25 protein-coding genes and 1 pseudogene are annotated in these 22,100 nt (G+C 61.4%); 17 read left to right on the top strand and 9 right to left on the bottom strand.

Annotated features, from left to right (window positions below):
- The first annotated feature begins 145 nt into the window (after positions 1 to 145).
- The 4 genes from C6558_RS39590 to C6558_RS05015 all read left to right on the top strand — a co-directional run bounded on the left by C6558_RS39590 (position 146) and on the right by C6558_RS05015 (position 3,448).
- Positions 146 to 445 (top strand): hypothetical protein, encoded by a 300-nt coding sequence (locus tag C6558_RS39590; protein ID WP_057221497.1) that lies wholly within the window; start codon positions 146 to 148, stop codon positions 443 to 445.
- 124 nt (positions 446 to 569) lie between these two features.
- The gene (locus C6558_RS05025; RefSeq protein WP_025426314.1) at positions 570 to 2,186 is read left to right on the top strand and encodes an EAL domain-containing protein; all 1,617 of its coding nucleotides are present in this window, start codon (positions 570 to 572) and stop codon (positions 2,184 to 2,186) included.
- A gap of 215 nt (positions 2,187 to 2,401) precedes the next feature.
- On the top strand, positions 2,402 to 2,809 hold the full coding sequence (gene msrB, locus C6558_RS05020) for a peptide-methionine (R)-S-oxide reductase MsrB (protein ID WP_025426313.1): 408 nt from the start codon (positions 2,402 to 2,404) through the stop codon (positions 2,807 to 2,809).
- Positions 2,810 to 2,923: 114 nt separating this feature from the next.
- Positions 2,924 to 3,448: a hypothetical protein gene (locus C6558_RS05015; protein ID WP_025426312.1), complete on the top strand. Its 525-nt coding sequence runs from the start codon at positions 2,924 to 2,926 to the stop codon at positions 3,446 to 3,448.
- Positions 3,449 to 3,465: 17 nt separating this feature from the next.
- On the opposite strand, the gene C6558_RS05010 is transcribed toward C6558_RS05015, so the two are convergent.
- Positions 3,466 to 4,128: a hemolysin III family protein gene (locus C6558_RS05010; protein ID WP_025426311.1), complete on the bottom strand. Its 663-nt coding sequence runs from the start codon at positions 4,126 to 4,128 to the stop codon at positions 3,466 to 3,468.
- 236 nt (positions 4,129 to 4,364) lie between these two features.
- Between C6558_RS05010 and C6558_RS05005 the strand changes: the two genes are divergently transcribed.
- On the top strand, positions 4,365 to 4,820 hold the full coding sequence (locus C6558_RS05005; RefSeq protein ID WP_025426310.1) for a GNAT family N-acetyltransferase: 456 nt from the start codon (positions 4,365 to 4,367) through the stop codon (positions 4,818 to 4,820).
- A 185-nt stretch (positions 4,821 to 5,005) separates the two neighbouring features.
- On the opposite strand, the gene C6558_RS05000 is transcribed toward C6558_RS05005, so the two are convergent.
- Positions 5,006 to 5,350 carry a TraR/DksA C4-type zinc finger protein gene (locus C6558_RS05000; protein WP_025426309.1) on the bottom strand — a complete coding sequence of 115 codons (345 nt, stop codon included), beginning with the start codon at positions 5,348 to 5,350 and terminating at the stop codon, positions 5,006 to 5,008.
- Positions 5,351 to 5,415: 65 nt separating this feature from the next.
- Entirely contained in the window at positions 5,416 to 5,838 is a 423-nt protein-coding gene (locus tag C6558_RS04995) for a universal stress protein (protein ID WP_025426308.1), read from the bottom strand.
- 307 nt (positions 5,839 to 6,145) lie between these two features.
- Between C6558_RS04995 and C6558_RS04990 the strand changes: the two genes are divergently transcribed.
- Together C6558_RS04990 and C6558_RS04985 are read left to right on the top strand one after the other, a co-directional pair.
- Positions 6,146 to 7,033: a VOC family protein gene (locus tag C6558_RS04990; RefSeq protein WP_025426307.1), complete on the top strand. Its 888-nt coding sequence runs from the start codon at positions 6,146 to 6,148 to the stop codon at positions 7,031 to 7,033.
- Positions 7,034 to 7,341: 308 nt separating this feature from the next.
- A complete protein-coding gene (locus C6558_RS04985) occupies positions 7,342 to 9,501 on the top strand; it encodes an inverse autotransporter beta-barrel domain-containing protein (RefSeq protein WP_025426306.1) in 2,160 nt (719 codons plus the stop codon).
- Positions 9,502 to 9,562: 61 nt separating this feature from the next.
- On the opposite strand, the gene C6558_RS04980 is transcribed toward C6558_RS04985, so the two are convergent.
- Both C6558_RS04980 and C6558_RS04975 read right to left on the bottom strand, forming a co-directional pair.
- A complete protein-coding gene (locus C6558_RS04980) occupies positions 9,563 to 10,324 on the bottom strand; it encodes a bifunctional 2-polyprenyl-6-hydroxyphenol methylase/3-demethylubiquinol 3-O-methyltransferase UbiG (protein WP_225906455.1) in 762 nt (253 codons plus the stop codon).
- A gap of 195 nt (positions 10,325 to 10,519) precedes the next feature.
- The gene (locus tag C6558_RS04975) at positions 10,520 to 10,792 is read right to left on the bottom strand and encodes a DUF2798 domain-containing protein (RefSeq protein WP_025426304.1); all 273 of its coding nucleotides are present in this window, start codon (positions 10,790 to 10,792) and stop codon (positions 10,520 to 10,522) included.
- Between the two features lie 138 nt (positions 10,793 to 10,930).
- Here C6558_RS04975 and C6558_RS04970 point away from each other — a divergent pair, with 138 nt between their 5' ends.
- Positions 10,931 to 11,863: a LysR family transcriptional regulator gene (locus C6558_RS04970; RefSeq protein WP_107026877.1), complete on the top strand. Its 933-nt coding sequence runs from the start codon at positions 10,931 to 10,933 to the stop codon at positions 11,861 to 11,863.
- A gap of 27 nt (positions 11,864 to 11,890) precedes the next feature.
- Here the strand turns inward: C6558_RS04970 and C6558_RS04965 are convergent, their stop codons facing one another.
- Positions 11,891 to 12,289 carry a helix-turn-helix domain-containing protein gene (locus C6558_RS04965; RefSeq protein WP_025426302.1) on the bottom strand — a complete coding sequence of 133 codons (399 nt, stop codon included), beginning with the start codon at positions 12,287 to 12,289 and terminating at the stop codon, positions 11,891 to 11,893.
- A gap of 135 nt (positions 12,290 to 12,424) precedes the next feature.
- Between C6558_RS04965 and gstA the strand changes: the two genes are divergently transcribed.
- The 5 genes from gstA to C6558_RS04940 all read left to right on the top strand — a co-directional run bounded on the left by gstA (position 12,425) and on the right by C6558_RS04940 (position 16,593).
- A complete protein-coding gene (gstA, locus tag C6558_RS04960; RefSeq protein WP_025426301.1) occupies positions 12,425 to 13,039 on the top strand; it encodes a glutathione transferase GstA in 615 nt (204 codons plus the stop codon).
- Positions 13,036 to 13,431 (top strand): nuclear transport factor 2 family protein, encoded by a 396-nt coding sequence (locus C6558_RS04955; RefSeq protein WP_025426300.1) that lies wholly within the window; start codon positions 13,036 to 13,038, stop codon positions 13,429 to 13,431. Before gstA ends, C6558_RS04955 begins: the two co-directional genes overlap by 4 nt.
- Before the next feature lie 10 nt (positions 13,432 to 13,441).
- Positions 13,442 to 13,654 (top strand): 4-oxalocrotonate tautomerase family protein, encoded by a 213-nt coding sequence (locus tag C6558_RS04950; RefSeq protein WP_025426299.1) that lies wholly within the window; start codon positions 13,442 to 13,444, stop codon positions 13,652 to 13,654.
- Positions 13,655 to 13,837: 183 nt separating this feature from the next.
- The gene (locus C6558_RS04945) at positions 13,838 to 15,946 is read left to right on the top strand and encodes a S9 family peptidase (RefSeq protein ID WP_025426298.1); all 2,109 of its coding nucleotides are present in this window, start codon (positions 13,838 to 13,840) and stop codon (positions 15,944 to 15,946) included.
- A 119-nt stretch (positions 15,947 to 16,065) separates the two neighbouring features.
- Positions 16,066 to 16,593, top strand: a complete 528-nt coding sequence (locus C6558_RS04940) for a DUF1697 domain-containing protein (RefSeq protein ID WP_025426297.1) — start codon at positions 16,066 to 16,068, stop codon at positions 16,591 to 16,593.
- Positions 16,594 to 16,709: 116 nt separating this feature from the next.
- On the opposite strand, the gene C6558_RS41515 is transcribed toward C6558_RS04940, so the two are convergent.
- Together C6558_RS41515 and C6558_RS41510 are read right to left on the bottom strand one after the other, a co-directional pair.
- On the bottom strand, positions 16,710 to 16,781 hold the full coding sequence (locus tag C6558_RS41515; RefSeq protein WP_354006113.1) for a hypothetical protein: 72 nt from the start codon (positions 16,779 to 16,781) through the stop codon (positions 16,710 to 16,712).
- 274 nt (positions 16,782 to 17,055) lie between these two features.
- Positions 17,056 to 17,214: pseudogene (locus C6558_RS41510) on the bottom strand (TetR/AcrR family transcriptional regulator); the annotation flags it as partial.
- 241 nt (positions 17,215 to 17,455) lie between these two features.
- Between C6558_RS41510 and C6558_RS04930 the strand changes: the two are divergent.
- A complete protein-coding gene (locus C6558_RS04930) occupies positions 17,456 to 18,412 on the top strand; it encodes a homocysteine S-methyltransferase family protein (protein WP_025426295.1) in 957 nt (318 codons plus the stop codon).
- Positions 18,413 to 18,573: 161 nt separating this feature from the next.
- Positions 18,574 to 20,079 (top strand): YdiU family protein, encoded by a 1,506-nt coding sequence (locus C6558_RS04925; protein WP_025426294.1) that lies wholly within the window; start codon positions 18,574 to 18,576, stop codon positions 20,077 to 20,079.
- 44 nt (positions 20,080 to 20,123) lie between these two features.
- Here C6558_RS04925 and C6558_RS04920 read toward each other — a convergent pair whose 3' ends face one another.
- A complete protein-coding gene (locus C6558_RS04920; RefSeq protein ID WP_225906244.1) occupies positions 20,124 to 20,732 on the bottom strand; it encodes a TetR/AcrR family transcriptional regulator in 609 nt (202 codons plus the stop codon).
- A 182-nt stretch (positions 20,733 to 20,914) separates the two neighbouring features.
- Between C6558_RS04920 and C6558_RS04915 the strand changes: the two genes are divergently transcribed.
- Entirely contained in the window at positions 20,915 to 21,475 is a 561-nt protein-coding gene (locus tag C6558_RS04915) for a GFA family protein (protein WP_025426292.1), read from the top strand.
- Positions 21,459 to 21,758 carry a hypothetical protein gene (locus C6558_RS04910; protein ID WP_025426291.1) on the top strand — a complete coding sequence of 100 codons (300 nt, stop codon included), beginning with the start codon at positions 21,459 to 21,461 and terminating at the stop codon, positions 21,756 to 21,758. The genes C6558_RS04915 and C6558_RS04910 overlap by 17 nt, the downstream gene beginning before the upstream one ends.
- Positions 21,759 to 22,100: the final 342 nt, after the last annotated feature.

The raw sequence follows: 22,100 nt of genomic DNA, 5'->3' as shown, positions 1-22,100 counted from the left end.
GACATAAAAGAAGGGTAAAGGCGCCTCAAGGGTAAATCGGGTAAAATCGACGTTATGCGCTGTTAAGTCCGGCAAATGCCCGGAAAATCTCCAGTTTTCTCGTGAGATTGGTGGTCACGTTTGACCGACAAGGCAAAATCATCCGATGCGACATCGCCTTGGCATACACGTCCGCACAACACCGGTCATCGCCGCCGATCGGCCTGCGCATGCGATTAAAGTGTTGTTAGCAACATCCAGTGGTATCGATGGCATGAAACGCGCTGTATCTGGTAATTCGTCGCGATTGGATGGTATCTCCGATATAAGATACGCAGCGGCACAGATGCCGACTTCGACCGAAGGCCAACGCCCTTTCCTCGATAAGTTGAAGATAGGCAAGCATTTGAATTTTCAGGGGCTTCAGCGCCATTTCATGCTTCCCGCCGGGCGTGGCATGCTGTAATTCAAAGTGCTACAGCGACCTTTGCGCGTCTAACAAGACGCGCGGCGCTGTAGATCGTTCGTTATCGCTGATTGACTGATGCACCGAATTGCACGGCGTTTCTCTTGAACCTGCGAGGTCTGGCTTGGAACGGTCTCACATTGTGGCGGTGACCAGTGTACTTGCGGCGCTGGGCGCCATCCTTCCGATCGTCGCCGCGTTCTATCTCTCCTGGTCAGTCGCCACCAGCAGAGAGGAGACCCGCCTCAGCCGCCTTGCCGAATATGCGATCATGCGTACCAATACGGCGTTCGGCGAAGCAACATCCGCGCTCAAGTCTGCCGACCAATTCAGCTTCACGCCCTGCTCCCAGCAACATATCGCGGCGATGCGCGCTCTGGTTGTCAACACGCGCTCCGTCGAGGATATCGGTTACTTCGAGGGCGATGCGCTCAAATGCTCCTCCTGGGGCAAGCCGGAAACGAGCGTCGGCCGCGGGCAAGTCGACTTCACCACAGCCAGCGGCATCGGCGTGTCGGCCCGGGTTCATCCGACGATCAGCAACGGTCGGGCGATGCTGGGATTCCGGTACCGATCCTACAGCGTGCTGACCGATCCGGCTCGGCTCGTCGACGTGCTCGCCACCCCGGATACGCGCCTTGCGATCGCCAGCGATACCGGCACCCTCGTCAGCGAATTGAACAACCCGGATGCATCGTTGATCAAGCGGCTGATCGAGCATACGCAGACCGGCACCGATGCGGACAATCTGTTTGCCACCGCGACCGGCTCCGGCTGGATTGCCATTGCAACATCGTCACGGGCGTTGCTGCTGAAAGATCTCGGCCGCGAACGGCTACTGCTCCTGCCGCTCGGCGCGATCGTCGCTGCGCTAATGGTCGGCCTCGTCTTCTGGCTGTCGCGGCGGCGTCTGTCGCCGCTCGGCGAACTCTCGATCGCCGTGCAACGCCGCGAATTCATCGTGCACTACCAGCCGCTCATCGAGATGAAGACCGGCATCTGCGTCGGCGCGGAAGCGCTGGTCCGTTGGCGCAGACCCGACGGTTCGCTGGTCAGGCCCGATACCTTTATCCCGCTCGCAGAGGAAAGCGGCCTGATCCAGGCCATTACCGATCAGGTCATCGGCGGGGTTATCAAGGATCTCGGGCCGGTCCTTGTCGCCGACCGCTCGCTACACATCGCCATCAATCTGTCGGCCGACGACATCAAGTCCGGGCGCGTCCTGCCGGTTATCCAGGCGGCGCTTGCAAACTCCGGCGTCCTCACCGAGCAGATCTGGCTCGAGGCGACCGAACGCGGTTTCATGGACGTGAAATCCGCCCGCGCAACGATCGAGGAAGCCCGTCGGCTCGGCCATTCGGTAGCGATCGACGATTTCGGCACCGGCTATTCCAGCCTGCAATATATCCAGGACCTGCCGCTCGACGCATTGAAGATCGACAAGTCGTTTATCGATACGGTGGGTCTCGTCTCGGCGACCAGCGCCGTTACTCCGCACATCATCGACATCGCCAAATCGCTGAACCTCTACATCGTCGCCGAAGGCATCGAACGACAGGAGCAGGCGGACTATCTGCTCGCGCGCGGCGTGCAATACGGCCAGGGCTGGCTCTATTCCAAGGCCCTACCAGCGCCCGAGTTCATCGCATTCTACAACGACAGCAAACGTGTTCACGGTGCCGGCCCAACCGTGATCCGACGAGATATTCCCGAGGTGCCGCCGGCCGTCGGCGGCGATTGAAAACGGCGCCCGGCCAGTCCACGATCAATCCGTTGCGATTGCGGCGCGAAGGCACGCTGATCGGCCAAACTGACGGTCGCGGTCACACGACGAGGCTGTCGAGATAGGCTGCAGCCTCGTTGGCGCCGATGCGCACCCATATCGGCACGCGAGCGTGATTTGCGGCGCGTCACCGCCGATCCTATATAGTCGCGAAAATCACAGGGAGATCTTCGATGAGAGACGCAAGGGCGGCGAAAGTGATCAAGAGCGAAGCGGAGTGGCGCGCGCAGTTGTCGCCCGAACAGTACCGCATCACCCGCGAGCACGGCACCGAGCGCCCTTTCACCGGCCCGTTCCTCGCCAACAAGAAGGCGGGCACCTATGAATGCGTCTGCTGCGGCCGGGCGCTGTTCCGCTCCGATACCAAGTTCGATTCCGGTTGCGGCTGGCCGAGCTATTTCGCGGCGATCGACGACGAGGCGATCCGCGAGATCGAGGACCGTTCGCACTTCATGGTGCGCACAGAAATCCGCTGCGCCGACTGCGATGCCCATCTCGGACACGTCTTTCCCGACGGCCCGCCGCCGACCGGTCTGCGCTACTGTCTCAATGGTCACGCGATGACGTTTACCGAGGATTGACGCAAACAGACGGAAGCATTCGCAAGCTCAGCGCTGTTCCAATAGAAACAGCTGTTCGTGCACGGATGTGCTATTGATAGTGAAACCGTCGAAGCAAGCCGGAAGGAGGTCCGCATGCGTCGCATTCTGGCTGCATTCGTTCTTCTGTTCTCGGCTGCTTGCCCGGCCGCGGCAGACAATGACTGGCACGCCTACGCCAATCCCCGCTTCGGCTATATTCTCGACATTCCGCCGGGCTTCGAAGTGCAAGGTGAAGCCGACAATGGCGACGGTGTCAGCTTTCATGCCAACGATAACGGCGCCACGCTCTCCGTTTTTGGCAGTGAACTTGTCGATGGCGATTTCGAGATCGACGTCAACGACCGCATGGCGACCGAGCGGGAAGACCAATGGCGGATTTCCTATTCACGCGTGACCTCAGCCTGGGCCAGTTTCTCGGGCGTACGCGGCGAGGAAGTGTTTTACACACGCGCCATCGCACTCTGCGACGGCAGCGCCGCCTATTTCCGTCTGCAGTACCGCAAGAGCCGGTTGACCAGCTTCGATGGCGTCATCTCGCGGATGGCGGAGGCTCTGAGGCCCTCGGAAGGCTGCCAGCAGACGCCAGTGGCGGCAGCCCCCGTAGCCGCCCCGAACTGAGCGCCCGGATTTTTTGATCAGGAAATCGCCGTGCCGCTCAGACAGCTGACGACGGCCGAATAATGCACTGCGGCGCCGGTGACGACGAAGGAATGCCAGATGGCGTTCTGGAACCGCAGCTTTTCCCAGACATGGAAAATCACGCCGGCGGAATAGATGATGCCGCCGATCAGGATCAGCACGAACGTTGTCGCCGAGAGTGCCGACAATAACGGCCCCACCGCAAGCACGCCGCTCCAGCCCATGGCGAGATAGAGCAGGATCGCAAGCCGGTCGAAGCGGCCGGGGAAGAGGCACTTGATCACCACGCCGAGGGTGGCGATCGCCCAGATGCCAATCAACATCGCAAACAGGAACGGATCCTCCCAGCCGCGCTGGAGGAAGGGCGTGTAGGTGGCGGCGATCAGCACGAAAATGGACGAGTGGTCGAAACGGCGCAGAAACCATTTGGTCCGCGAAACCGGGTAGAGGTTGTAGAGGAACGAAATCGACAAGGTTGCCAGCAGTCCCGCGCCATAGATCGCGGCGGCAGCAAGCTGGCCGGTCGTGCTCCAGAGCATCGCGTAAAAGATAAGTGCTGTTACGCCGACGAGGGCCGCTGCAAGGCCGACGCCGTGCACGATGCCATCGGCAATCAGTTCCGATCGATCGTAGTTCCACTTGACGCCGGCGAATTCCACTTTACCCCGCTTCCGACCTTCTTTCGCGCTCAGGCGGCGGTCGTCTTGCTTATTTGCCTTATCCTGCCACAGCCTGGCGCCGTGGCAAAGTGCTCGACGATGGCGAAAGCATCAACTTTTGCAACGCATTACAACAGAGACATGACGTGATTGCGAAGACGGACGTCCCTTGTCTGCAGCACGGGTTGCGACCAAATTGTCCGCAGAGGCGGGAGAACAACGTCCAAAGGAGAGTTTTGCTGCGCACGCCGGAGCCGGGACAGGCAGCAATCCTGACGGCGCTTTGCCTAAGATCAAAGGCCGTCTGGGGCTATGACGAGGCCTTCATGGCCGCCTGCCGCCCGGCCTTGACGGTGACGGCGGACGACTGGATGCAGTCGGATATCCAGATTGCCGTTCAGGATGACGATATCGTCGGCATGGCGCAGGTCCTGTATCACGGAGAGATCGCCGATCTCGACAAGCTGTTCGTCGATCCGGCCGCGCTGGGTGGCGGGATCGGCCGACGCCTGTTCGAATGGAGCGTGGAAACGGCGCTGCGCAAGGGTGCGAAGGTCATGACTGTCGATGCCGACCCGGGCGCAGCCGATTTCTATCGCCGGCTGGGGGCGGTCGATGACGGAGTGGTCGCCTCTGTTATACCAGGACGGTTCTTGCCGAGATTGAAGCTCGACCTGACGAGCGTCAGGTAAGTCCGGATCACCTACTGCATGTTTCGTTAAATCCTATTCGATTTAAGGATAAAAACATGCAGCAATTCAAAGTGTTACAGCGACCTTTGCGCGTCTAGTAAGACGCGCGGCGCTGTAAGACGTAGCAGCGAGGCTGCCTATCGCAAGCAGCCTCTAGGGCAAGTAACAGTCGCCGAAAAACATCGTCACTTCGCGCCGGCGGCGACCTCGGCGGCGCATTCCTGGCAGAGCGGCGCATGGGGCACGGCATTGAGCCGTTCTGCGGAAATCGGTAGGCCGCAACGCACGCAGGTTCCGAAGGTGCCGGCCGCAATACGGTCGAGCGCCGCGTCGATCCCACGGATCTCCTCCTGACCGGCAAGGCCAATGCCCTCCAGCACCTCGTCGTTCTCCCGTTCGGTTACCCGATCCGGCACGTCGGCATTCATCGGCTCATCGAGATCGTGCTCGATCTTCACCAGTCGGCCGTAGAGTTCGCGTTTGCGGCTGCTCAGCCGTTCACGAAAGTCGTCAAGCGCAAGCTTGTCCATGGGAAGACTCCTTGAAGTCGTGGCGCTTCGGGCGCGCCCCGCTCCTGTTCTTGATTGTTGGCGGCTCACCGGTCGACGAGAACGGCGCAGGGGCAATGGCTGACGACCCGGCTGGCGGTCGATCCGATGAAATAGTCAATGAGACCCGGCCGGTGCGAGGCAATGATGACGAGGTCGGCGTTTTCTTCGTGGGCGAGCGCATTGATCGTGCCGGCCGCGCCGCCGGTGCGGATCTCGATGCGTCCATTGATTCCGTGCTTGGCCTTCATCGCTTCCAGCGTCTTCGTCGCATGCTTGCGCGATTCCTCGACCATCTCAAGCGGGAAATCGACGATCATGTAGCCCTGGGCATAGGCGTTCAGATCCTCGACGACATTGAGCAGAACAATCTCGCCCCCTTCATCGATCAGCTTTTCTGCAATGCCGAGCACGGACTCGCCATGCTCCAGCTGATCCATGGCAATAGGGACGATGATCTTCTTGTACATGCTGCACTCCTTTGCGTTGCCTACCCGGATCGCCGGCACCGAAATGCGGGGGCAAATCCCACGCATTCGAGACTGAGCCCAGACGGTTCTTCCGGCATTGATTGAAATCAAATCGAAAGCGCCGCGATCGCATTGCCCTGTGTAATTGAGCTAGGGCGACAACGGCCACTGTCAACGCTCATCGAACACAACATCAAATGACTGACGGTCTTCCGTGAACGCCGACTTCGGCCCATATTCACCGGGCAGTTTCAACGAAACTGAGGCCCGAAAGGGCCACCGGTTTCGCCGCGCAAGGAGACAACAGATGATATCCACCCAGAGCACACCGCCTATCGACATTGCGGCCAATCACGCATTGGCGATGCCGGCGCATGTCGATCATTCGCATCTGGTCGTGGAGGATCTGGCGACAGTGTCGCAGTGGTATCAGCGCATCATGGGTCTTAAGCCGCTTGAGACGAGCGCCAGCGGCGAGACGCTGGGCGTTGGCGCCCGGCCGCTGTTGACGCTGACCACGGCCGGCAATGTCGCCAGGGCGCCACGAAACGCACCTGGTCTCTTTCATACCGCTTTCCTCGTTCCGAACCGTCAGGAACTAGGACGCTGGCTCGCCCATGCCGCCCATAACAATGTCCGCCTGCAGGGCGCGTCCGACCATCTCGTCAGCGAAGCGATCTATCTCGCCGACCCGGAAGGCAACGGCATCGAGGTCTATCGTGATCGGCCGCGGACCGATTGGAACTTCAAGCCGGACGGAACCGTCGGCATGGATACGCTGCCGCTCAACCTGCAGGCGCTCTATGACGAGGCGCCGAAAGACGACTGGAACGGGCTTGCCGACGGTACCGGCATCGGGCACATCCATCTGCAGGTGTCCGATATCCCCGAGGCAGACGCGTTCTTTCGGGACGTGCTGGGGCTCGGGTTGATGGCGCGCTACCCGGGCGCAAGCTTCTTCGGCTCGGGCAAATATCACCACCATGTCGCGGCCAACATCTGGAACTCTCGCGGCGCGCCCAAGCGCGAGAACAATATGACCGGCCTCTCCGACTACACGATCCAGTTCAAGGATCCGGCAGAGCTTGCAAAGGCGGTTGGCAAGCTCGACGAGATGGGCATTCAGGTCGAGCGAAACGGCACTGCTTACAATCTCGTCGATCCCTGGGGGATCGGCCTCAGGCTTGCAGCCTGACGCCGCCTCGCGACCCCTCCTCCACCGCCGCCACGACTGCGCTGCGTCGCTCACTCCGCAACGCGGTCGTATTTCTGCTGGACGACCAGTTCGACCGAGCGGCGGGGCCTTTCTGAGCGGATTCGGCAGCCGAGACGAATTCCCAGATTATCGCCAGGATTGTAAACACGCGGCACTGGCGCGCCCTGCGTCATCGCGCCGCTGGAAAGATTTTGGATAATCTATCAATAAACTTGAGTAAAATAGTCTTATAATCTAACCGCACCGCCATGGGCGTCGCCACGCCCAGTGTATGCGGAGTTAATAATATGAAATACAACACTATTTTAGCGTTTGCGCTTGCAGACGCCACGATGCTTTCGTCCCCGGCCCTGGCTGTGGAGTTCAGGCCGCAGGCCGAAATCGAAGGCGGTTTCTTCAGCGGCGGTTCGGCTGTCAGTGGCGGCTTCTTCCTGCCTTTCGTGCTCGACTCCGGCAACGCCATTTTCATCGATACACGCGGAACGATAGAAAACGATAAGGTCCGGCAGGGCTCGATCGGCGCCGGTTACCGCTTCCGCGCCAATGACCAGTGGGTCATCGGCGCCTATGGCTACTACGACTATCTGAAGAGCGAGTACGGCAATTCGTTCAGCCAGGTATCCTTCGGTCTCGAGGCGCTCAGCGGCGACCTCGAAATGCGCAGCAATCTCTATCTGCCGCTTTCCGGCGCCAAGACGCTGAGCGCCTTCAATGCCGCCTATGTTCGCGACCATGTGCTCGTCGTCCAGGAAGGCAAGGAGCGCGGGCGGCGCGGGCTCGACGCCGAAATCGGCCGGCGGCTTCCGGTCTTCGACGAAGGATCAGACGTCCAGCTGAAAGTCTTCGGCGGCAGCTACTGGTACGGCGGCAAGAACCTCGACGACATGTTCGGCGCCAAGCTGCGCGCGGAGCTGACCTTCGCCAACCTGCCCGGGCTTTCCGAGGGATCGACCGTCTCACTCGGCGTTACCGGCACCTACGACAATGAGGACAAGCTCAAGGGTGCCGTCATGGCACGCCTGCGCATCCCATTCGGGGCGACGGCGAAGGCAAGTGATGCCTTCGACCCGATGGTCCAGCGTGTCGAGCGCTCGAGCAAAATCCGCACGCATGCCGGCCCAACCGGCGATGTCGAGGCGGCGCAATTCGTTGCCAACGGCCGCAACCCCGGCAAGGTCGTCAACATCTCCTCGGCGAACGGCGACGCGGCCTCGATCAACGCTCTGATCGGCGCAGCCGGGGCCGATGCGCTCATCCTTGCCGATGGCAATCTCGGTCTCAACCAGTCGCTGACGCTCGGCTCCGGCCAGGCGCTTGTCGGTGGCGGTGGCTCTATTGCGGTGCGCGGCGCAAGGAGAGGAGCAACCGCATCCTTCGTCAACCACGGAGCGGCAACGACCCTCACCGGATACAATCCGGCACAAGACGTCGTCACCATGGCGTCCGGCAGCAGCATCGCGTCGCTGTCCGTGCGCGGCGGTCTCGCCGGCATCGCCGCAGCCGATGCTGGAAACGTCTCGATCGACAATGTCGACATCTCCGCCACCAATCATGACGGCATTCGCTTCACGCGCGTCGACGGCGCGGTGGTTGAGAACAGCCGCATCCATGACCTGTTCATCTGCGAAAACAACACAGCCTGCGAGTTCTCGGTCTACAATCCCAACAAGGCACCCTATGCCGCCGTCAGCGCGATCGGCAGCACAAACGTGACCGTACGCGACACGACGATCGACAAGGTCACCTATGGCGTGTTTGCCGGCGGCGAATTCAAGAAACTCAGCCGCACCGAATACGAGCTAATCACCGGCACGACAGATATCAAGCTCGACAACGTCACCATCAGCAACTCTCGTCGCGAAGGCGTGCTGCTCGTCGCCGGCAAGGACATCCAACTCGACCGCGTGACGATCGACAATTCCAAGCAGGACCGCGACATGGATCTGGTGGTGCTGCAGGGCACGTCGAACGTTGCGATCAACGACATGCGCCTCGCCGGCGGCATCAATGGCCTGATGTTGATCTCCAGCCCGAACCTCGATGCGACGACCACCAATGTCGACGTCAAGGGCCTGAAGATCGACGGCACGCGCAACGCCGGCATCTTCTTCAACCCGGTCTCGGGCATTTCGCTGCAGGACGTCACCGTCACCAATGCCGGCACCTATGGCGCCTATATCTACGGCAGCGACTATGAGTTCCTCGGCGGCGCCGCGAGCAACATCGTTCTCAACAACATGACGGTCGACAAGGCCGGTACGGCGGGCCTCTACTTCTCCGGCCCGGCTGCCGACATAAAGGGCAATGTCAGCGTCACCAACACACCGAAGGATTGCCTGCTCGACACCGGTTGGGCACCCGGCACCATCACGCAGGCTCCCGGCTCGGTGCTGACCGTGAACGGTTCGCCGCTTGACCAGAGCAACGCCGCAAGCCGTTGCCGATAACATTTGCGGCCACGCCCTCCATGTGGGGGCGTGGCTTTCTTTTGCTGGAGAACGCTGTCGGCTACCGCGGCCGGCGGCACTCGAAGGTGACAACCTCGTCGCCATGCTTCGGCGCGCTGCCGAAGTCGTAATTGCCGGAAACGACGAGATCGACGAAGCCGGCAGCACGCAGGGTCAGCGCCATTTCCTCCACGCCCCACCAGCGCATCGTCAAGAATTCGAGCTCGCTCGACGCCAGCTTGCCTTCGCACCAGAGTTCGTAGCGCAGATGCGACACGGTCGTCTGGGCGATCAGGTCGGCCTTGACCCGTTGGCTGGTCAGCGTCAGCAGGTCGCCCGCCTCGGTCTGCCAATTGCGGATGCTCGGCTGGGTGTCGGCGAAAAGATCATGCGGATACAGGTCGAAGATCAGGCGACCGCCCGGCCGAAGATGGTCTAGGAAACGTTTGACGGTCGCAATCGCCGTGGCATGGTCGGCGATCAGCTGCAGCGATCCGGCGGGAATGACGATCGCCTCGAAGCGCTCCTCATGGGCAAAGGCCTCGAAAGTCTGCTGCGATAGCGCCGGTGTCAGCGAGCGTTCCTTGCAATGCGCCCGGCAATAGCCGAGCATTTCTGGCGACGCGTCGAAGCCTCTGACGTCAAGGCCGGCTTCAAGCAGCGGAATCAGCGCGCGACCGTTGCCGACAGCCGGTTCCAGTATCGGGCCGGAACACTCGTTCAAACGCTCGAGATAATACTCGACGTCGCCGAAGGACTTTCCAATATATTTGTCTAAATTATAAACATGAGAGGCAAGCTTGCCGTAAGAATTGTTCAACATGCATTCGTCCAAACTGCTGAAGAAAGTGAAACGCCTATCCTATACAGCAGCATGCTCCGATGCGGTGTCGTTCAATTGTCACGCCGATCGCTTTTGTGATGCGACGAGCTTCGCGCATGGCACCATCGGCTGCGGCAAGCCGACGACAGTTCTGACTTGACAGCCGCCCCGGAAATCCGGGACGGACCCGCACGCTCAGCCAGGCATGCGGCAGACGGCACCGACGAGTTTTAGCACGAAGGGGCGGACTGTCAGCACGCAAAGGAAAGCGACCGGCATCGCCAGCGCATAGGTGCTGAGCACACGGCCGGGGTAGCCGGCATCGATACCGGTGTTTACGCCGACGATGACGCAGCACATCAGAAACGCCATGATCGCCGACATGAAGAAGGCAAAGGTAATCGGCACCGCCCGCGGTGGCAGCTTGCGGCTGCGCGCGATCCGCGGCGGTGGCATCGTATCTTCCATGGTGAGGATCTCCATAGCTTGCCCGCACGAACCATCCCAGCGGCATGGCCGGCACTATACGGATGACGTCGCGCGGAGGTAGGCCATTGCAGCCTTGCTCAGAGTTAGGCAAAACCATCGAATGGGAATACACAGTCGATGGATGTCATTATGGATACGTTGCGCGGCATCGAGAGTTTCGTTCGAAGCGTGGAGGAAGGCAGTATCGCCGCGGCGGCGCGCAAACTCGGCATCACGCCGGCCTCGGCAAGCCAGAATATCGCCCGACTGGAGCGGGCGCTCGGCGCCAGACTGCTTAGCCGCACGACCCGGCAATTGGGCCTCACGGAAAGCGGCCGGGTCTATTTCGACCGGGTGCGCAGCGTTGTCCATGATCTCGAACTCGCAGCCGTTGCAGTCGCATCGCTGAGCCAGGAGCCGCGGGGATCGCTGAAGATCGCGTCCTCGGTCGCCTTCGGCCGTCATGTGGTGGCGCCTCTCGTGCCATCCTTTGCCGCACGCCATCCGGAGGTCTCGATCGAACTCGTCGTCACCGATCGGGAGATCGACCACATCGGCGAGGGCATCGATATCAGCGTGCGCTTCGGCCTGCAGCTGGAGCCTGGGCTGATTGCGCGCAAGCTTGCCTCGGTGCCGATGGTCATCTGTGCCTCCCCGTCCTACATCGAGCGGCGCGGCCGGCCCGAGCACCCGGAAGACCTGATCCATCATCATTGCCTCGTCTACCGCTATGCCGGGCACGGGCGAATCTTTCGCTGGGGTTTCGTGCGGGATGGACTGCGTTTTGAGCCGGAACTGAAGGCAACGATCGTTAGCAACGATATCGACACACTTGCCGAAATGGCGATCGCCGGCGCCGGCATCACGCGGCTCGGTGCCTTCATCGCAACGGACCTGATTGCGCGCGGCCTGCTTGTGCCGCTGTTCGGCGGCGCACCGCGCGAAGGCATTGCCAACACCGACCACGAGCCCTTCGACTTCTATGCCTGCTTCGTCGATCGCCAGGCGGAAACGCCGAAGGTTCGCGCCTTCATTGAGCATGCGGCGCAGTCCCTCAAAGGTCGGTGGTAGCCGTCACGATCGCGCAACATCCCGCCGTCAGGCGAGCTCTACCTGGGCGACATTCTGCGCGGCTTCCTTTGCAAGCTTTGCCTCGCGGCGAAGCTTGAGCTTGTAACCGACTTCGACGATCGCATGGATCGCCGGGACGAATTCCTGACCGAGATCGCTCAGCCTGTATTCGACCGAAGGTGGCGATGTCGGCATGATCCGCCGTTCGATCGCACCCTTTTCCTCCATATCCTTCAGGCGCGTGCTCAGCACCTTCGCCGAAATGCCGGGAATATCGATCTTGAGTTCGCTGAAGCGGCGTGGACCGCCGCTCAGATACCAGATGATGTTGGGCGCCCAGGCGCCGCCAAGCATGACCATGCACTCCCCGACCGGGCAGGTCGGCGGCAATGCCGCAGCTCTATTCTTTCGAATTTTCAAGCTCATGGGCAAAATTCTCCAGTTACCGTGGGGAAACCGCAAACGTCGGTAACATAAAGTAATCTCATATACAAAAGTTATCGCTTCGGTTTAGGTTCCGCCGTCTTCGACAGAGACCATCATTGCAAAAGGAACATGGCCATGAAGCTTTATTACGCCCCCGGCGCCTGCTCGCTCTCGCCCCATATCAGCCTGCGCGAAGCGGGCGTCGAGTTCGAGATCGTCAAGGTCGATACCGCGACGCACCTCACCGAAAGCGGCGCCGATTTCAAGGCGGTCAACCCCAAGGGCTATGTGCCGGCACTGGTGCTCGAAACCGGCGACGTCGTCACCGAAGGTGCGGCCGTCGTGCAGTACATTGCCGATCGCTTTCCGAAGGCCGGGCTTGCCCCTGCCAACGGCACGCTGGAACGCACCCGCCTGCAGGAGCAGCTGAACTTCATCGCCTCCGAACTGCACAAGGCGTTCTCGCCGCTGTTCAGCAAGACGGCAAGCGTCGATGCCAAGGAGACGGCCGCGGCGCAGGTTTCCAAACGGCTCGGCAACGTCGAAACCCTGCTTTCCGATGGTCGCGCCCATCTGCTCGGCGAAGCCTTCTCCGTTGCCGACGCCTATCTCTTCACCGTCGTCAATTGGACCAGCGTCACCGGAATTTCGCTTAGCCCGTGGCCGCACCTGACGGCCTACATGCAGCGTGTTCGCGAGCGCCCGGCAGTGCAGGCAGCCATGAAGGCCGAAGGGCTGATCGCGGCATGAGCGGCACCCACAACGATCCGCACTTTGCGGCCGTCATCGATGTGCTCGGGCGCTACTTCGACGGGCTCTACCACAGCGACACGGCGATCCTGCGCGAGGTTTTTCACCCGAAAGCCCACTACGCCACCGCGACTGGGGGAGAACTGCTCGAACTCGACATGAACAGGTATTTCCCGATCGTCGACAAACGTCCCTCGCCGGCAAGCCGTGGCGAGGTGCGCGCAGACAGGATCGTCTCGATCGAATTTGCCGGCCCGGTGACGGCCTTCGCCAAGGTACAATGCGCAATCGGCGAGAAGGCGTTCACCGACTTCCTGTCGCTGATCTTCGTTGACGGACGCTGGCAGATCATCGCCAAGGTCTTTCACTACGACATCCGACAACCAGGCTAAGGAGCCAGCAATGCCCTATGTAAACATCAAGATCACCCGCGAAGGCGCGACCAGCGAACAGAAGGCGGCGCTCATCAAGGGCGTCACCGACCTGCTCGTCACGGTGCTCGACAAGAACCCGGCCACCACCTTCGTCGTCATCGACGAGGTGGCATTCGAAGACTGGGGCGTCGGTGGCCTGCCGGTGGAGGAATATCGAAAGCAACTGAAAGCAAAGAGCTAGTCGTTCCTCACTGCCTTGGGTCTGCCCAGCGAACGATCGAACGCTTGCCCGGTCGCGTTCCACTGCCTTCTCCCCACCGATGGGGAGAAGGAACCATCGACCGGCGAAGTCCTTTCCGCTTGATCGTCGCAGCCGGGCTCTCTATCTCATTGTCTCCCGCCGCATAAATCCCGGAGACACGCCTTGTCCGTTTTCAAGAACCTGCCCGAAGCTCCCGTCGCCGCGAAAAAGCCGGTGACCGATACGCGCCACGGCATCACCCGCACCGACGACTACGCTTGGCTGCGGGACGACAACTGGCAGGCAATGTTCAAGGATCCCTCGATCCTCAACCCTGACATCCGCAAGCATCTGGAGGCCGAAAACGCCTACATGAACGCGGCGATGGACGACACCAAGGCGCTGCAGAAGACGCTGTTTGCCGAGATGCGCGGCCGCATCAAGGAAGACGACAGTTCGATACCGGTGAAAGATGGCCCCTTTGCCTATGGCAGCCTCTACGTAACCGGCGGCGAGCAGCCGCGTTACTTCCGCATCCCGCGCGACGCCGACAATAAGGACGAGACCATCCGGCAGGTGCTGCTTGACGGCGACAAGGAAGCCGAAGGCAAGTCCTATTTCCGCCTTGCGGGCCTCGACCACTCGACCGACCACAGCCGCGGCCTTTGGGGGTACGACGACAAGGGATCGGAATATTTCACGCTGAAGGTGCGCGACCTTTCGACCGGCGAGGATCTTGCCGACGTGATCGAGAACACCGGCGGCGGCGGCGCCTGGGCGCCTGATGGCAAGAGCTTCTTCTACACCGTGCTTGACGACAACCACCGTCCGTCGAAGATCTTCCACCACGTGCTCGGTACGCCCCAGGCGGACGATCGGCTGGTCTATGAAGAAAAGGACCCAGGTTTCTTCATGTCGGTCGGCGGATCGCTCCTCGACGACTTCATCTACATCGACATCAACGACCACGAGACCAGCGAGTATCGCCTGCTTTCGACCAAGGATCTCACGGCCGAGCCGAAGCTGGTCGCCGGTCGCGTCATCGGTCTCGAATATGCCATGACCGAAGGCGGCGACGTCTTCTACATCCTCACCAATGCCGACGGCGCCAAGGATTTCAAGATCATGGAAGCGCCGGTGGAAGCACCGGGCAAGGAGAACTGGCGCGAGGTCGTGGCCCATAGGCCGGGTACGCTGATCCTCAGCCACATGGCCTATGCCCGCCACCTCGTCTGGCTGCAGCGCCGCGACGGTCTGCCGGAAATCGTCATCCGCGACCGCAAGACCGGCGAAGAGCACGCGATCGCCTTTGCCGAGGAAGCCTATTCGCTTGGGCTCTCCGGCGCTGCCGAATACGACACCGACGTCATCCGCTTTTCCTATTCGTCGATGACGACGCCGTCGCAGCTCTTCGACTATGACATGGCGACGCGTAAGCGCACGCTGCTCAAGACACAGGAAGTACCATCAGGGCACAATCCCGACGACTATGTCACCCGCCGCGTCTTCGCGCCGTCCTGGGATGGAACGAAGGTGCCGGTGACGTTGCTTTATCGTAAGGATACGCCGCTCGACGGTTCGGCACCGTGCCTGCTCTATGGCTACGGCGCTTATGGCATCACCATTCCTGCCGGCTTCAATACCAACTGCCTGTCGCTCGCCGACCGTGGCTTCGTCTATGCCATCGCCCATATCCGCGGCGGCAAGGACCGGGGCTTCTCCTGGTATGAGGACGGCAAGATGGCCAAGAAGACCAACACCTTCAAGGACTTCATCGCCGCCGCTGACTATCTGAATCAGGAGAAGTTCACGTCCTACGCGAACATCGTCGCCGAAGGCGGATCGGCCGGCGGCATGCTGATGGGCGCCATCGCCAACATGGCTCCGGAAAAATTCACCGGCATCATCGCCGCGGTGCCCTTCGTCGACGTGCTCAACACCATGCTCGACGACACCCTGCCGCTGACCCCGCCGGAATGGCCGGAATGGGGCAATCCGATCGACAGCCCTGAGTTCTACGACATCATCGCCGGCTATTCGCCCTACGACAATGTCGGGGCAAAACCCTACCCTGCAATCCTTGCGCTCGGCGGCTTGACCGACCCGCGCGTGACCTATTGGGAACCGGCGAAATGGGTCGCCCGCCTGCGCGAAAAGACCACGGGCGTTGAGCCGATCCTGATGAAGACCAACATGGACGCCGGCCACGGCGGCGCCTCCGGCCGCTTCCAGCGACTTGAAGAGATCGCCTTCGAGTATGCCTTCGCCATCAAGGTCGCCGGCAGAATGTAAAACCTACAGCGCCGTGCGTCGTTTCAGACGCACAAAAGTCGCTGTCGCACTTTGAATGGTTGCATGTTTTAGCCTTAGGTCGGATACGATCTAAGGAAACATGCAAGAGGAGACGCACCATGCCCGTTCACGTCGCCCTCCTTCGTGCCATCAATGTCGGCGGGGCCGGCATGCTGGCGATGGCCGACCTCAGAGCGATCTGCGAGGGGCTCGGCTTTAACGACGTGAAGACCTATATCCAGAGCGGCAACGTGCTGTTCCGCTCCGATTTGCCGGCGCCGGAGGCGGCGGCAAAACTCGATGCTGCGCTTGGCGAGAAGCTCGGCAAGGCGCCCGGCGTGATGATCCAGAACGCCAGGCAGCTGCAGACGGTTGCCGAGAACGCCCCCTTCCCCGACGCCAAGACCAATCTGCTGCATGTGGTCTTCCTGCCGAATGCGGCGCCGGCGGACGCGCTCGACAGGCTTGTCGCGCCCGACGGTGAGGAAGTGCAGGTCGCCGGGCACGAAATCTATGTGCACTATCCTGGTGGATCCGGGCGATCGAAGCTGAAGCTGCCGGCGTTGAAGCCGGGCACCGCGCGCAACCTCAATACGGTGCGCAAGCTCGCCGAAATGGCGCAGACCATGGAAGACGACAAAGACTGATGCTCACGGGGCTGCCGGCTGGAACAGCAGCCGGACAAAGGTGCGGAAGACCAGCAGCTGGGCGGGCAGGTTCTTAGGCTCCTTCAGCGCCTTCGACAGGATGATGCCACCCTCGATCACCGTTGAGACCATGTCGGCAAGCTGGTCGACATCCAGCGGCTCACGTGGCCGGTAGACCTGCATGATATCGCGGAACATCGCTCCGAAACGGCGGCGCCACATCAGCGCCGCTTGCCGATTGATCTCCTGTATGTCGCGGTCGAAGGCACGCTCGTGGCTACAGATCACCGCAACCAGGCAGCCGGGGTGACCGTTCGGAAGATCGGAGAGCAGTTCCGACAACAGCTTGAGGCCAAGCAGAAACGCCTGGAGCGGATCGTCCGCAAGCTCGCGCGCCCGGCTGAAGATCTCGTCATAGATCCGCTCGTCGTTTTCAACGTAGCGTTCGAGCAGCGCCTTCGCCAGCTCGTTCTTGTCGCGAAAATGGTAGAAGAAACCGCTCTTGGTGATACCGGTCTCGGCGATCAACTCATCGATCGAGGTCCCGCCAAATCCCTTCGCCAGCACCGAGACTTCGGCGGCGTCGAGAATCTTGGCGCGCGTTTCCTCACCCTTTCGCATTAGCCGTTTCCCTACCTTCGGTACAGTTTCCACCAATGACATGGCGACCAGCGAGCAATGCCGCGGCAAATCGCAACCAGCAAGCCTATGATTTCACTGAGATATTTACGTATATTAGCAATAGTATACCTTAAGTCGCCTAGTTTAGAAGACGATAAAAAGGCAGAAATTTAACCATCCTTGCGGGAATGGGAGCGCTCCGCCGGGATCCAACGCTAGCAAAAAACGGGTGGAGACCGACATGGCCAAATACCGACGCAGCCTGCCGCTCATGAAAGGTGCAACCTTTCTCAGCGACGGCGGCATGGAAACGACGCTGATCTTTCACGAAGGCGTCGAGCTCCCGCACTTTGCCTCCTTCGTCCTGCTGTCGACGTCCGAAGGACGACGGCGGCTGCTAAACTACTACACGCGCTATCTCGACATCGCACAACACCACGGCACTGGCTTCGTGCTCGACTCTGCGACCTGGCGTGCGAGCGCCGACTGGGGCGCCAAGCTTGGCTATGATGCCAGGGCGCTCGCCGAACTGAACCAGGATGCCGTCTATTTGCTGACGGAACTGCGCGCCGAGTACGAGCGGCCGCGGGCCCCGATCGTGCTCAGCGGTGCGATCGGCCCGCGTGGCGACGGCTACAGGGCTGGTCGCATGAGCCCTGACGAGGCCGAGGATTATCATGCCGCACAGGTCGCTGCCTTCGCCGTCAGCGACGCCGACATGATTTGCGCCTATACGATCACCAATATCGACGAGGCAATCGGCATCGCCCGCTCGGCGCAGAGCCACGGCATGCCCTGCGCCATCTCGTTTACGGTGGAGACAGACGGGCGGCTGCCGAACGGCCGCGCGCTCAAGGATGCGATCGAGACCGTCGATGCGGCGACCGGCCGGTTTCCGCAATACTACATGATCAATTGCGCCCATCCCGACCACTTCGACGCGAGTCTCGATGCCGGTAGCGCCTGGGTCCACAGGATCGGCGGCATCCGCGCCAATGCCTCGACGAAAAGCCACAGCGAGCTCGACGAAAGCGAGACGCTCGATCCCGGCGATCCGACGGCGCTCGGCCAGCAGTATCGGATGCTGACCGATCGTTTGCCGCGACTGCGCGTTCTCGGTGGCTGCTGCGGCACCGACCACCGCCATATCGCGGCGATTTGCGAGGCCTGCCTATCGCCGACGGCGCTTAGCGCCTGAAACGAAGACGGTACTCGCCCTCCCGGCCCTCCCGCGAACGACCTCTCGCGGGAGGGCGCCGCCTCGTCTGTCAACCCTCGCGAAACGGGGACAGCTCGTGTAGACTTGGCGCGAAAGGGCGGTGGCCGGAAGTCCCGGCAGAAACCGCTGACCGCAGAACCATGAACTACGCGCCTCCTTCGCCGACCGCCGAAACCGACGTCTTTCGCTTCGACAACAGTTTTGCGCGGTTGCCGCAGCAGTTCTTCGCCCGTGTCGACCCGACACCGGTTGCCGAACCCTGGCTGATCAAGCTCAACCGGCCGCTTGCCGAAGAACTCGGCCTCGACGTCGACAGTCTCGGGCGCGACGGCGGGCAGATCTTTTCCGGCAACAGCGTGCCTGCCGGTGCCGCGCCGCTCGCCATGGCCTATGCCGGCCACCAGTTCGGCACCTTCGTGCCGCAGCTCGGCGATGGCCGCGCGATCCTTCTTGGCGAGGTCATCGATCGGAACGGGCAGAGGCGTGACATCCAGCTGAAGGGACCGGGACAGACCCCGTTCTCGCGACGCGGCGACGGGCGGGCAGCGCTTGGCCCGGTGCTGCGTGAATACATCGTCAGCGAAGCCATGTTCGCGCTCGGCATCCCGACGACGCGAGCGCTTGCCGCCGTGGTAACCGGCCAACCTGTTTATCGCGAGCAGATCCTGCCGGGTGCCGTCTTTACCCGTGTTGCGGCAAGTCACATCCGCGTCGGCACCTTCCAGTTTTTTGCGGCGCGCGGCGACATGGCTTCGGTCCAGGCCCTGGCCGACTATGCGATCGACCGCCACTACCCGGAGGTACGGGATGACGAGCGCCCCTATCTCGCCTTCTTCAAGGCGGTGGTCGCGCGGCAGGCGGTATTGATTGCCCGCTGGCTGCATGTCGGCTTCATCCATGGCGTCATGAACACCGACAACATGACGATCTCGGGTGAGACCATCGACTTCGGCCCCTGCGCCTTCATGGATGCCTACGATCCGAAGAAGGTGTTCTCCTCGATCGATCAGTTCGGACGCTACGCCTATGCGAGCCAGCCGGCGATCGGCCAATGGAACCTGACGAGGCTTGCCGAGACGCTGGTGCCGCTCTTTGATCCGGTGGCGGCGACCGCGGTCGATCTCGCGAACGATGCGCTCGGCGAATATGGCGCGATCTTCCAGCGGCATTGGCTCGACGGCATGCGCCGCAAGATCGGGCTTGTCGGCGAGGAGGAAGGCGACCTTGATCTCGTCCAGGCGCTGCTGACGGCGATGCATCACGGTGAAGCCGACTTCATCCTCACCTTCCGCCGGCTTTGCGACTGTGCGGCCGATCCAGCGGCGGACGCTGCCCTGATATCCCTGTTCACCGACCCTGCCAGGATTGCCTCATGGCTTGCCGATTGGCGACAGCGCCTGGAGCGAGAGCCCGGCGCAGCAGGCGAGCGCACCGTGGCAATGAGGGCGGTCAACCCGGCCTATATTCCGCGCAACCACCGTATCGAACAGGCGATTGCAGCAGCGACGGAAGATGCCGACTTCTCGCTGTTCGAAGCGCTCGTCGACGTGACGTCCAAGCCCTACGAAGACCAGCCGCGTTTTACCGCCTATGCCGATCCGCCGCAGCCGGAAGAGGAAGTGCGGCAAACCTTCTGCGGCACGTGAGGTAAATCGACGGCAGCATAGTGCGCGCGCCCGGTAGTCGTGGCCTATGGCTTTCGGCCATAGGCCGACAGGAATATCCGCACGCTTTCCCTTGCGTGGGCGCGAAGAGCACCGGCATCGGGAATCGCCCGATCGCCGAGCAGCATGGCATCGTTGACGGGCTCGCCCATCACCAGCCAGTTGAAGAAGGACGCAGCGGCGCGCAGGTCCTGCGCCTCGACATCGCCGGCCTCGCGGTAATGAGCAAGGGCCTTTCTGAGCCTGTCGATCGAACGACGCGGCCCCTTCGCATGCAGTCTTTTGCCCAATTCCGGAAAGCGTTCCGCCTCGCCAATCACCAGGCGCCGCAGTTGCATCAGCCGCGGCGTCATGACGATCGCCAGCTGCTGCTCGGCGAAATCGAGCAGAAAATCCTCGATCGGGCGCCCATCTATGGGATCGGCGACCTGCTCCTCCAGCTCATCACCGGCCACGCCCGTCATGCCGGTGACAATATCGAGGAAGAGCGCCTCCTTGGTTCCGAAGTGGGCATAAACGGTCTGTTTCGACACGACGGCCATCGCCGCCACCTCGTCCATGTTGGTCGCGAGGAACCCGCGCTGCAGAAACAGCTCAGTGGCGGCAGTCAGGATGGACTGGCGCTTTCTCGTCATTCGCGTCTCGACGGGATTCGTCATTCTCAACCACGACCTCTCAGATGAGCACGCGATAGCACAAGTTCCTGACTACAGCGCCGCGCGTCTTATTAGGCGCGCAAAGGTCGCAGTAGCACGACCGCATTGACAAATCAAACTGGACGGTACAGTTTGATTTCTTATGAAGGCGGAGACGGCGGGTGAGCAAGAGCGAAAACCGGACCTTGAATGCGCAATGCAACTGCGGGCGGGTGCAGATGCACGCCGTCGGCAGGCCGATCGTGGCGACCGCCTGCTATTGCGCGAGCTGCCGGAAGGCAGGCGCACTGCTCGAGGCAATACCCGGCGCCGCACCAGTACTCAACAGCGATGGGTCCACGGACTTCGTGCTCTTCCGCAAGGATCGGATAGACTGCGTGCGTGGGGCCGATCAGCTTCGCGAGCACCGGCTGACGCCGACGTCGAAGACCCGCCGTGTCGTCGCCACCTGCTGCAATGCGCCGATGTTTCTCGAGTTTACCAGCGGCCATTGGCTGACGCTCTACCGGCATCGTCTCGACAAGGACGCCCGCCCACCCCTGCAGATGCGGGTAATGACGCGGGACCGCCGGGCAGATGTCAGCGTCAAGAACGACCTGCCGAGCTACGCCGGTCATTCCGGAAAATCCATGCTGAAGCTGATCGGCGCCTGGGCGGCAATGGCTTTCCGGTCCCCGAAGATCGACTATGTCAAGGGAGAGCTTGATGGCCATGGAACGTGAAAAGGTCGAGATCCAGAACATCGTTTCCCCAGGACACGTCACACGTGTCGACAAGGTGAAGTACGATGCAATGAAGGATGCGCTTCTCACCGCCCTATCGCGTGAGCAGTCCGCCCTCACGATCGCGGAAGCCAAGCAGAAGCTGCTGCCATTGCTGCCGGACGATCTTTTTCCAGGCGGCGCGAAGGCCGGTTGGTGGCTGAAGGCCGTCCAGCTCGATCTCGAGGCCAAGGGCGTGCTGCGTCGGGAAAACACCAAACCGCTGCGCCTTCGGCTCGCTTAGTCAGCCGAGACCGCGCGGTGAGCGCGCGACAGTGATCGTCTGCCGCGTGACGACGGCTGCCCCCTCACATCAAAGCAGCAAAGCGTCACTCGATCCCTCGGCGCGCAACTTCATTGCGGGCACCCTAATTTTTTGCGCTGCGAAATTATGGCTATTGAAAGGCAGGACCGGCGCGTTAGGTGCTAGGGGGCGGGCAGTCGCGTGACTTGCCCAAGCCCGATCTGACGGCCGCGGCCTCCTTCGCGACCGCCGACCCCGAAACCGATTTTTTCCCGCGCGGCCGCTCATTCGCGCCGCCTCAATGAAAAAGCCGTGCCACGGCGCCGTTCTTCAATTCGGGAG

Source organism: Ensifer sp. NM-2 (assembly GCF_003024455.1).
Taxonomy (GTDB): Bacteria; Pseudomonadota; Alphaproteobacteria; order Rhizobiales; family Rhizobiaceae; genus Ensifer; species Ensifer canadensis.
The sequence above is the reverse complement of the archived record's forward strand: the minus strand, read 5'-3'. Positions and strand labels throughout refer to the sequence as shown.